The following is an 11,568-nucleotide window of genomic DNA, read 5'->3' as shown; positions in this document are numbered from 1 at the left end:
TATTTATTAATACATTATTTTACCAAACTATCTATCAAGGATATTAATGTAGGTATTGAAAAAGTCAATCCTATTATAGTAAGAGCAGCAAAGAACACCTAAATATTTTTTATTGTTTTAAGATATTCTACTTGCTGCGACAATAATTTAATTCCTACTTCATCTTCAGATAATTCACTCGTTTTAGTTAATTGAGCAGAAATCATACTATTTAGTTATAGAAGAACTTGCCAAAGTATCTTCTTCTCTCATAATCAAACCTACGTATCCAATTAACTTATATATAGTCAAATGTTTTATGCCCTCTACTCAAAAGTATATCTATTCCCCTTTATCAAAGGACACTTAGATAATTAATAAAATCTAAGCGTCCTTTTTCATATACAAAAAACAAAGAGTTCACTCATTAATGCTCTTTGCATAAAATCTTGTGAACAACAATACAGAGGCATACTCTAGCTCACATTATTTTTAAATTTTTATTTATAATCATTAATTACTCTATTATATTTTACCTCAAGAAAGGAGGATTTCATTTGGAAACATACAGTACTTATACTGATATAACTTTGGATATCGCAAAACATGATAACTATGATTATATCTATGCCAAACAATATGATTCATCTACCAGATTCATTCGAATCTCTCTTACCGAAAATGATGAACCATATACTATTCTTCCTGAGACAATTGCAAGATTTCGCTGTACCAAACCAGATAATCGCTATGTAATAAATAGTGAGGATGACACAAATAGCAACATATCAATTAATAATAATCAAATCATTATCGAATTATCAAGTCAGGTATTAGCTTTACATGGCACAATCCGTGCAGATGTTGGATTATATCAGTATACTACAAATGATAATAACGAACGAATAAATAAGCAAATCTCTTCCTGCCTATTCTATATCAACGTGGAGCAGGCAGGCTATGATGATGAAGCCTTGCGAAGCTCAAATGAATTTGGTGCTCTTGAAACCGTATTAGCGCAAGCAAACTATTTTCGTGAGCAAATTGAACGCTGTGAAGAAGCGACAGATGATTCTATTAGTACAACCAATACTTGTGTTGATATAACAAATGAATGTATTGCAGAAACTGAAAAAACTATTAACGCAACCCAAAACTGTATTGAACAAACAGGACTTTGTGTTGATGCAACAACACAATCTATTGAAACAACAAACACCATTCAACATAAAGCAGATAATGGTGATTTTGATGGAAAATCCCTCGAATATGATTGGGAAGGTACTTCTCTTGGTATAAGAGTCGAAGGTAATCCAAATTATGAATACACAAATTTAAAAGGTGATACCGGAAATGTTGGTGCAAGAGGATTTTCACCAACGGTAAACGAAGATAAAAATAATACAAACAATATTTATAAACTAAATATCGTGAATGAAGATGGTGTATTTACTACGCCTAACCTAAAGGGACAAAATGGTACTGGAGACATGTCTACGTCAATCTATGACCCCAACAACAAGGGATATGATATTTTCTCTCATGATATTAAAGATGATGTAGTTAGTTTTGTGCAAGCACTAACGCGAGCAAATATATCCACAGGTGAATCTGTTGATGTTATTCTCGGAAAAATATCAAAAGTTATTGCTGACTTAAACTCTATTGCATTTACAGGTGCTGTCTCTGATTTATCTGGAATTATTCCTTTAACTAAAGGTGGTACAGGAGCAAGTACAGCAAGTGCTGCCAGAGCAAATTTAGGCATTGTAAATTTAACCATCTTTAGTACTACTTCCCCCTCTGACACTACAGCTTTGTGGCTTGACAAAAGCTTATCAAAACCAACACTAAAATTTTATAACGGTTCGTCTTGGATACCCATCACATCTGATGGTGGTCTCTACAGAGGAACTAGTACTCCAACTGATACTAATGTGCTTTGGATTAATACTTCAACAGGAATTGCAAAGTATCATAACGGCTCAGCTTGGGTAAATATTACATCGACATGGGGGTGATTTTATATTAAAAGCAAGTGAAATTAATACATTAAAAGAAAAAGTAAAAGCTGAAATGCTTCGAAGAAGTGGCTATGGTAGTTTAACTGCGTTTGGATCATCTACATATGACTTTAGCACTACTCCTTCAAATGGAAATTCAATTTCAACAGAACATGGACAGAAAACAATCGATTTACTTTTAAAAATTAAAGATGTAGGTAATTTAAAGAATGTAGTACAAGGAGAAGTTATACCATCTTCTTTCGACAGTTCTCTAATTACATATGTAGACAGCCTTGCAAGTGAAAGTTTAACAGGTTCGAGTAGTTCATGCAGAGGTGCTTGTACTGGATTGTGCGTTGGAAATTGTTCTAGTGGTTGTACAAGTGGTTGCACAGGTTCATGCAGTGGTTGTAGCAGTAGTTGTAGTGGTTGCTCTGGTTGTTCAACTTGCAGTGGTTGCTCTGGTTGTTCAACTGGTTGTACTGCTTGTAATAGTTGTTCTGGAAGTTGCTCAAGTTGTAGTGGTTGCAGTGGTTGTGGGGAAAATTGTACTAGTTGTACTAGCAGTTGTGGGGAAAGTTGTACTAGTTGTAGTGGTTGTAGTAGTAGTTGCTCTTCTGGTTGTAAGGGTTGTTCTTCTGGTTGTGGTGCTACTTGTAGTGGAAGTTGTGCCTCATGCAGTGGTTGTAGTGGTTGTAGTGATACTTGTGCAGGACAATGTAGTGGCTCTGCAAAAGCAAGTGGTGCTTGCAATGGTTGTAGTACAGCTTGTACCAGTTGTGGTTCTTCTTGTAGAACTGGTTGTGCAGGTTGTTCTGGTTGCAGTGGTTGCTCTGGTAGTTGCGACAGTTGTACTGCTTGTACTGGTTGTGTTGGGTTCTGTACTGGGTACTGTACTAGTTCTTGTAGGAGTAGTTGTGAAGCCGGTTGTGGTAGTGCTTGCAAATCTGGTTGTTCTAGCTGTTTTAGTTGCAGTGGATGTGCAAGTTGTTCAACTACTTGCACAGGTTGCAGTAGTTGTAGTGGTTGCTCTTCGTGTTCAAGTGGGTGTGCTGGTTGTAGTAGTTCATGTTCAAGCGTTTGCTCAACTGGTTGCTACTCTGGTTGCAAATCAAGTTGTAACACTACTTGCTCTACCACTTGTTATACAACTTGTTCATCTCAATGCTTTGGTACTGCTAAATAAAATAAAAGAAAGATAAAGAGGAAATTTATTATGAAAACAATTAATGTAGAAGTTAAAAAAGAATTATCAGATTATATGGAAAGACTTGCATTTGAGACAAATGCACAAGAAAGAATTATTAAATCTTTGATTGCGGACACTTCAAATACTAACTTGCTTGAGAATGATAACTTTATTAAATATCAACAAAGATACGAATCAAAACTTGCCGAATATGATATTGCCAAGGAAGAAGTTAGCTCTATGTTACCTACTGAATGGAAAAACCATGATTACGAATGGAACTTAGATTTCAAAACAGCAGTCATGACAGTTACATTTAAGTGTAATTGTTTTGATGAGGTTTCTGACGAAGATTTACTAAAGGAGTTGAACGTCAATGCGTAAGTTTGAACAATATCAAGATATGATAGCTAGGCTCTACCCTGAGTATGTTAATAATTTATCCGAGGGGCGAGTTTTATCCAAAACGGTTACCTTTCAAGTGACTGATGATTGCAATTTAGCTTGCACCTATTGCTATCAAATAAACAAAGGTAAGAGACGAATGCGATTTGAAACAGCAAAGAAGTATGTTGATTTACTCCTTAGTGGAGATAAAGGGTTTGACAAATATGTCGCCCCTTCAACATCTCCTGGTATTATTATTGAGTTTATCGGCGGAGAACCCTTCCTTGAAATTGAACTTATAGACCAAGTATGTGATTACTTCTTGAAACGTTGTATTGAGCTGGATCATCCTTGGTTAGCAATGCATATGTTTAGCATTTGTTCAAATGGAGTTCTCTACTTTGATCCAAAAGTACAGCAATTCTTAAATAAACACAAAGACAATTTGTCTTTTTCCATAACAATTGATGGAAATAAAGAATTACATGATAGCTGTCGTGTATTTCATGATGGTTCACCTTCCTATGATATTGCTGTAAAAGGAGCACAAGATTGGATGTCAAAAGGATATTACATGGGAAGTAAAATAACAATTGCCCCACAAAATGTAATGCACACATTTAGTGCTATTAAGCACATGATTGAACTAGGTTATGAAGATATCAATGCAAATTGCGTTTATGAAAAGGGCTGGGAACAAGAACATGCCACCATCTTCTATTACCAATTAAAACAACTAGCAGATTATGTATTAGAAAATAATCTTACAGAAAACCTTTACCTTGCAGTATTCAATGAAGACTTCTTCAATCCCAAAGAAGAAACAGAACTACAAAATTGGTGTGGTGGAACAGGCGACATGTTGTCTTGTGATCCAGATGGGTATTTATATCCTTGTATTAGATATATGGAAAGTTCACTTGGTTGCAAGGTGAAACCGATGAGGATTGGAAATGTTGATGACGGTATAGCACAAAATGAAGAGTACACACAAGTTATTAAATGTCTAAGATGTATTAACAGAAGAACCCAATCAACAGACGAATGTTTTTATTGTCCTATCGGAAATGGCTGTGCTTGGTGTAGTGCCTATAATTATCAAGAAACTGGTACACCCGACAAGCGTGTAACATATATTTGCGAAATGCATAAAGCTAGAACCTTGGCAAATGCATATTATTGGTCAAAGTTCTACGAAAAAAATAATGAACAGAAAACATTTGCATTTTATATACCAGATGAATGGTCATTAAAAATCATAGATAATGACGAATTAGATATGTTAAAAAATTTAAATAATTTAAAAATATGTAAATATGAAAGGAAAAATCAAAATGAAAATAAGATTAACGAATAACAATGAGTACGAAATTGATGAAGTAAGACGCTCTAATCATGAAGACTCTACAGGCGAATTAAGAACTACCGTGTTTTTTACTTTAGAAAAAAGACCAAACGACCTTTTTAACAAGGTCAAAGAAGATTTTACAATTGATAACTGTAGAAAAATAAAATTAATTATGGAAGATGGTTCAGAATCAGAGCTAGAACCAAAAAGAATCATAGGAATTACGCTCTCACTTATGAAAACTACTAGTAAATTGTTTGTTTCACTTGGTCATGATGAAAACGAAATCTATAATAACAACTCTACAGAAGAAGAATTAATAAACAATCAGCAAATAATATAGCATTGCAGATTCCAATGTACAAAACCAGTAAAAGATTGAACTCTTCTACTGGTTTTTTGAAAGGACTGAACAACCATGACTCTCGAACTCATACTACTCCACCTGCTAATCATCTCCACCCTAACCGGATTAACAGTACAAGGAATTAAAATTCTACTAGACGAACGAAACATCAAATACTATAGCAACACCTTAGCCGCCATTGTTTCCATCATCTTATCACTCGCTGTAGGAATTGGGTATTGCATTATTACTCATACAATCTTTACCGCCGAAATTCTTGTATACATTATCGCCCTCATCTTCCTATCCTGGCTATGCAGCATGATTGGATATGACAAAGTAACTCAAGCAATCTCACAATTTAAAACAAAGGAGGACTAACTCGAATGGCTATTACAGAAAAAGACATTACTCTATGTGGACACGGTTCGGGAACACCTTCCACTAAAAATATGGTCACATACCTAACAAGCCGATATAGTTCCAAAGCACCAAATGGTGTAAGAAAAGGCATCATTAAAGTTATGCGCTTAAAGAAAATGACCGACGCCAAAAGAAAAGAATTTCACGACACCTATAAAATGCTTATCGGACGAAATACATATAGCCAAGCCTATAGAAATTATGTTCATAGCAAACGCTGTGATGGAAACTATTATTCAGATTGCTCTTCCTCTGGCATGGCAACTTTGCAGAAAATTGGATTTACTACTGTCGGTTTATTGAATACCGCTGGTATCTATCAATCCAGTTTGTTTGAGGAAGTACCTGTTGAAATCAGCAATGGCCATATTACCAACCCAGAACTATTAAAAGTTGGTGACGCTTTACTATTTGTTGGCACGGATTCTAGTAGACCATTACAAATCGGTCACGTAGAATATATTTACGAAATTAAAACAGGTACAAGTTCTCCATCTACTGCTGCCACCTATTATCCAACATGCAACGCCAAATATACTAGCATCGTAGATGCCTTAGCTAGTATCGGTGTGAACATTTCTAAGGAGAACCGGAGCAAGATTTATGCGGCTAATTTTACAGATACCTATATGGCTACCGCCACTCAGAATATTGCAATGCTGAATCAATTAAAAGCAGGTAAGTTAAAAAAATAATCCAAACTATAATAGGGATAGTTGAGTTTTCAAATACTCTTCTATCCCTATTTTTTACGCTAAAACGATCTCATTACACAAGCGAATACAACTCCTCAAGAATCGGTGTACACACCATACTAACCGTATTCGATGCAAATGGATTCGATAAATTACCTACCTTCAAAAGATTAAAGTAATTCGTGCTCCCACCTGTTTCACACAAATTAGTGTAGTCTTGCCATGCCTGTTCGTAGTTATGTTTCGAACGTTCATAAAACTCAAATACATTGATTTGTGCGATATTATATTCGATATAATAAAACGGATGCGTAAACAGATGTGATTGATTTGGCCAATACGTCCCCTGTTTAATCGCTTGCAAATCAGTTATTCTCCACGACATGTATTTCCTCTCTATCTCTGCCCACAACTCACACCGCTGTATACGAGTCAACTTAATATCCTTATACAACGCATGTTCAAACTCATCAATTGCACATCTGTAAGGAAGATTATCCAATGACTGAAACAAATGATTGCGTACATAGTTATTCTTCTGCTTCCCCATAAATGTATCTAGATAAGGATACGCAAAATGTTCCATCGCCTTTGAATGGATCTCATTGACAGAAGGAGATGCACGATGATATTCATATAATTTTTGACTACGAGCAGCCGTATAAAAAGCATATCCATGACCAAACTCATGTATAAGATAATTTGCCTCTGAACCATTCCCATGATAAGCACCAATTATAAACGGTGCCTTCTTATATGGGAGCATACAGCAAGAAAAAATATTATTTCGCTTAAATTGTCTATCTGTAATATCAAACAATTCGTGCTCAAATATATAATTTATGTACTCTCTACTTCCCTGCGAGATGTCGGAAAACATGTCTTTTAATACAGCAATCAATCCCTTTGCATCTCTAACATCTGTGTCTGGATATTGCAATGTTATCGAATTTCTTAGTTCCTTACATGCTGGTGATATTAATTTCTGAATTTGTGTACGAAATGTAGCAATTTCCGTTTCTCCATAGTCGAAACGCCCTTGTAACTTATATGCCATCTCAATATAGCTTTTATATCCTAAAGCATTTGCCATTTCCGATCGCACCGTAATCAAGTTATCCAGTATGTCATAAAATTGCTCAGAAAGTGCCTCTCTGTCTTGTCCAGAAGAAAGAAGACTTGTATATTCCATTCTAAGTCGAGCTTCCTCCGCTTGTAGTGAACTAGTACTTGTATTCAAAAGCATACTATTATTTTTTAACTGATTTACAATCATGTGCCCAAATTCTAACTCGAATTCTTTCACATAAGGAGAATTTATCAGCAATCTGTCACATTCGTTTTGTATCACCATAATTTGTGGATCTTCAAGATTTTGAATCCTAACTTCTTCTTTATAAAAATTATAAGAAACACCACATAGATATCGAATATATGCCATTTCTTCTATGTACGATAGATATTGTATATATTCCCTCATAGATAGCCATGCTCTTCGAATATCTTCATATGATGAAGCATTTAAAATCTCTTTTTTATAATTTAATAATTTTTCTTTTGTTTGTTTATAATTTAGTCTCGAATAATTTAGTTCACTGAATTTGTTCATGATTGCCCCCTTTCATAGCAGCAATTCAACTATTATGCAGTAAGAAATATAGCACAAAATGCAACACAAACAAAAAACAAAAGTCCTGATGACTAAAAAACAATCACCAAGACTTTTATTAAACCCGTATTTATGCATCACCGTTATATAAACATTGCTATATACACATAGATACAATGAGTGGAGCTGAGGGGAATCGAACCCCTGTCCGAAAGCCCATTCATTGAGGCATCTCCCATTACAGTCAGTCTTTTATGCAAACCCGAAGTTTGCTGTTCCCTCTGTGAATCGCCGGCTAACAGGCTATTCGTTTCAGTAGCTTCATAGTTCTTTTATCCTCTCAAAGCTTTGAAGACAAAGTGCCTCGCAAATTTGATGCCGAGTTCTTAAACAGCGAGTGGTTTAAGGTCGACAGCTGCCGCTAGGCAGCGTACGCTAAATTTTCGTCTGCGTTTATATTTAATTCTAAGTTTTTACGTGGTCCTAGTCCACGAATGGCTTCCGCAACTTCAAAACCCCCGTCGAAACCCGTACAACCCCGAAATGGATACTCTATTTTCTATACTTATAGAAAAATAGAATGTTTCTTTCGTTTATATATGCCGTATGGTAAACAGACGTGTTATTATATTATAACATAATACTATTTTTGTCAAGATGCTTTGTATTTATACTCCAAAATCAATATTTCAAAAATAGTAATTAAAAGCTTTTTTCCCTTACACATTCCACAAACAAGCCTCATTCCAATATTCCTTCTTCTCTTCATAAGATTGGTTCAGCCAATCAGCGGCTTCCTTGACTCCTTCTTGTGAAAATCCAAACTCTTTATTGGTCTTTAGAGTATCTTCTGTACTTGCAAAATTATATGGTTGTGGCCATATTGTCACTAACAGTGATGTTGTAGAATTCTCTCCTTCTGTCACTTCTTTTTTCAGGCGATATCGCATACCATTCAAACTTCCCGTGAACATCTCTTTTTTTAACAAATTAATATTAACAAAACTATCTCTATCTATCATTATGTACCTCCATGTAGGCCAACGCACCAATATCAACGCGTCGTTGACCTATAGCAAAAAACTATAGATTAATTCAAGTTCTTAATCTTAAATTCCTTCTCTGCTTCACGGCGTTGGTCCTTCTTCGCAATGTCTTGTCGTTTATCGTATAATTTCTTACCTCTTGCCAAGCCTATTTCCATCTTAACAAGACTTCCCTTTAGATAAACGCTTAAAGGAACAATGGTATATCCTTTTTGCTGCATTTGACCACTTATCTTATTGATTTCATATTTATGAAGAAGTAATTTCTTAATACGAAGTGGATCCTTATTAAATATATTTCCTTTTTCATATGGACTTATGTGCATATTATAAATGTAAAGTTCTCCGTTTTCAACACGAATAAAAGCCTCTTTTACACTACATTTACCCATACGAAGTGACTTTACTTCTGTTCCATGAAGAACAATACCTGCTTCAAATTTATCTTCAATAAAATAGTCAAAGTATGCTTTTTTGTTGTTTGCTATCTGCTTAATACTATCTTTTGACATACTTGTACTTATCCTTTCCTAAGTTATAATATCATTTTCTTGCGATTAATACTATAAGTAATTCTTTTAATACAATCGCTTTATTATTCGATAGCCAAAGTGCTCCTCACGAATTAAGCCTATCATAAATGCTACTTTAAAGCTACTTCAAATAGCACATTAGAATAATTCGACCTAATTCGCAAGAAAACCCTTTGCATCAATTAACACTCTACAATCTCACGCTACGTTCTATACTTCACATTAAAATCTACATTATAAAAACAATTCCTACTCGTTATCCTCTACAGCGTCCGCTTTGTGCACTAGATCCATAATTGCTTCTTCATTTATTTCATCAGAATCCTCTTCCTCATAAGACTCATCTTCTACCAATTCAAAATCTATTGTACGCAGCATACTATCACAGCCTGTTACTTCAATTTTCACCTTTTGACCTAGCTTATACGCTTTCTTCGTATGTTCACCTATCATCATATAATGTTCTTCATCATAGAAATAATAGTCGCCTTCCATATTCGTAACATGAACCATACCTTCTACTGTATTCGGCAATTCTACATACATTCCCCAAGTAGTAATTCCTGAGATTACACCATCAAAGCATTCACCAATGAATTGCTTCATATATTCTACTTTCTTTAACTTCTCAACTTCTCTTTCCGCTTCATCGGCACGACGTTCTGTTTGACTTGATTGTCTTGCTACATCAGCTAGAATCTTATCATAATGAGTAATTCTCTTCTCATTCATCTTACCTCTAAGATTTTCTTTGATAATTCGATGAATCTGTAAATCCGGATAGCGACGAATTGGAGAAGTAAAGTGACAATAGTATTTTGTAGATAATCCAAAATGTCCTTCATTCGAAACTGTATATCTCGCTTGCTTCATAGAACGCAAAGTAAGACGGCTAATCAAAGGCTCTTCTGGTGTTCCTTCTATCTTAGATAATAACTTCTGTAATTCTTTCGGATGAATCTCGTCTTGACCTATCTTAATACTATAGCCAAAATTATTAATGAAGATACCTAATTTCTCAATCTTCTCTGAATCTGGATTCTCATGCGTACGATAAACAAACGGTAACTCTTGCCAGAAATAATCTTCTGCAATCGTTTCATTTGCTAGTAACATGAAATCTTCAATAATCTTAGTCGCTGAGTTTCTTTCATAGGCTTTAATTTCAATTGGTTTCCCTTTTTCATCTAATGTAATCTTGCTTTCAGGGAAATCAAAATCAATTGAACCACGCTGATGTCTTTTCTCACGAAGAATCGACGCTAATTCTTGCATCAATTCAAACATAGGAATAAGTTCGCTATATTCTTTCATTTCTGCTTCATCTTTGTCTTCAAGAATCTTCTTAACACTTGTATATGACATTCTACGATCAACACATACTACAGTTTCTGCAATTTTGTGACCTACAACATTACCTTTCTTATCAATATCCATGAAACAACTTAATGCCAAACGGTCAACACCTGCATTAAGCGAACAAATTCCATTTGATAATTTGTGTGGTAACATTGGTATCACTCGGTCAACTAGATATACACTTGTGCCTCGTTTAAGCGCCTCTACATCGAGTGGAGAACCTTCCTTAACATAATTGGTAACATCGGCAATATGAACACCTAATGTGTACTTATCGCCACTCTTAGATATCGTAATGGCATCATCAAGATCCTTTGCATCTTCTCCGTCAATCGTAACCATTTGAAGATCACGAATATCCATTCTTCCTCCGATATCCGCACTTGTTACTTCTTCTGGTATCGAATCTAATGACTTCATAACGAAATCCGAGAATTCAGTTGGTAAATTATTTGCCATAATAATTGACATAATATCTACGCCGGGGTCATTGATATGACCAATAATTTCTGTAATTTTACCTTCAGGGCTTTTATCTTTACTACCATAATCTGTAATCTTTACAACTACTTTATGGCCTGTAACAGCACCTTTTGTATGCTCTCTTGGAATAAATATATCCTTTCCAAATTTTAAATTATCAGGAAC

At 35.0% G+C, this 11,568-nt stretch carries 11 protein-coding genes and 1 other RNA gene; 6 read left to right on the top strand and 6 right to left on the bottom strand.

Annotated features, from left to right (window positions below):
- The first annotated feature begins 536 nt into the window (after positions 1 to 536).
- Positions 537 to 2,000: a BppU family phage baseplate upper protein gene (locus RMR19_RS11000; protein ID WP_310603538.1), complete on the top strand. Its 1,464-nt coding sequence runs from the start codon at positions 537 to 539 to the stop codon at positions 1,998 to 2,000.
- 72 nt (positions 2,001 to 2,072) lie between these two features.
- Here RMR19_RS11000 and RMR19_RS10995 read toward each other — a convergent pair whose 3' ends face one another.
- The gene (locus RMR19_RS10995; protein ID WP_310603537.1) at positions 2,073 to 2,930 is read right to left on the bottom strand and encodes a hypothetical protein; all 858 of its coding nucleotides are present in this window, start codon (positions 2,928 to 2,930) and stop codon (positions 2,073 to 2,075) included.
- Here RMR19_RS10995 and RMR19_RS10990 point away from each other — a divergent pair.
- From RMR19_RS10990 to RMR19_RS10970, 5 genes are all read left to right on the top strand, one after another.
- Positions 2,915 to 3,187, top strand: coding sequence for a hypothetical protein (locus RMR19_RS10990; protein WP_310603536.1), 273 nt, complete (start codon positions 2,915 to 2,917; stop codon positions 3,185 to 3,187). The genes RMR19_RS10995 and RMR19_RS10990 overlap by 16 nt on opposite strands.
- A 14-nt stretch (positions 3,188 to 3,201) precedes the next feature.
- The gene (locus tag RMR19_RS10985; RefSeq protein ID WP_310603535.1) at positions 3,202 to 3,558 is read left to right on the top strand and encodes a hypothetical protein; all 357 of its coding nucleotides are present in this window, start codon (positions 3,202 to 3,204) and stop codon (positions 3,556 to 3,558) included.
- Positions 3,551 to 4,918 carry a radical SAM peptide maturase, CXXX-repeat target family gene (locus tag RMR19_RS10980; RefSeq protein ID WP_310603534.1) on the top strand — a complete coding sequence of 456 codons (1,368 nt, stop codon included), beginning with the start codon at positions 3,551 to 3,553 and terminating at the stop codon, positions 4,916 to 4,918. Before RMR19_RS10985 ends, RMR19_RS10980 begins: the two co-directional genes overlap by 8 nt.
- Positions 4,896 to 5,252 carry a hypothetical protein gene (locus RMR19_RS10975; RefSeq protein ID WP_310603533.1) on the top strand — a complete coding sequence of 119 codons (357 nt, stop codon included), beginning with the start codon at positions 4,896 to 4,898 and terminating at the stop codon, positions 5,250 to 5,252. Before RMR19_RS10980 ends, RMR19_RS10975 begins: the two co-directional genes overlap by 23 nt.
- Before the next feature lie 389 nt (positions 5,253 to 5,641).
- Positions 5,642 to 6,373: a hypothetical protein gene (locus RMR19_RS10970; RefSeq protein ID WP_310603532.1), complete on the top strand. Its 732-nt coding sequence runs from the start codon at positions 5,642 to 5,644 to the stop codon at positions 6,371 to 6,373.
- 73 nt (positions 6,374 to 6,446) lie between these two features.
- Here RMR19_RS10970 and RMR19_RS10965 read toward each other — a convergent pair whose 3' ends face one another.
- The 5 genes from RMR19_RS10965 to rnr form a co-directional block, all read right to left on the bottom strand.
- On the bottom strand, positions 6,447 to 7,982 hold the full coding sequence (locus tag RMR19_RS10965) for a M3 family metallopeptidase (RefSeq protein WP_310603531.1): 1,536 nt from the start codon (positions 7,980 to 7,982) through the stop codon (positions 6,447 to 6,449).
- Between the two features lie 178 nt (positions 7,983 to 8,160).
- Positions 8,161 to 8,522: a transfer-messenger RNA gene (ssrA, locus tag RMR19_RS10960) on the bottom strand.
- A gap of 179 nt (positions 8,523 to 8,701) precedes the next feature.
- Complete coding sequence (locus tag RMR19_RS10955; RefSeq protein ID WP_310603530.1) at positions 8,702 to 9,004, bottom strand: hypothetical protein; 303 nt, start codon at positions 9,002 to 9,004, stop codon at positions 8,702 to 8,704.
- A gap of 68 nt (positions 9,005 to 9,072) precedes the next feature.
- Positions 9,073 to 9,540 (bottom strand): SsrA-binding protein SmpB, encoded by a 468-nt coding sequence (gene smpB / locus RMR19_RS10950; RefSeq protein ID WP_310603529.1) that lies wholly within the window; start codon positions 9,538 to 9,540, stop codon positions 9,073 to 9,075.
- A 270-nt stretch (positions 9,541 to 9,810) separates the two neighbouring features.
- On the bottom strand, positions 9,811 to 11,568 hold a 1,758-nt coding region (gene rnr / locus RMR19_RS10945; RefSeq protein WP_310603528.1), incomplete at its 5' end, for a ribonuclease R.

Origin of the sequence: Anaerosporobacter sp. (genome assembly GCF_031551385.1) — a bacterium.
In the GTDB taxonomy this organism is placed as follows: domain Bacteria; phylum Bacillota; class Clostridia; order Lachnospirales; family Lachnospiraceae; genus Anaerosporobacter.
Note: the sequence above shows the minus strand (reverse complement) of the source record. Positions and strands in the feature narration are given on the sequence as shown.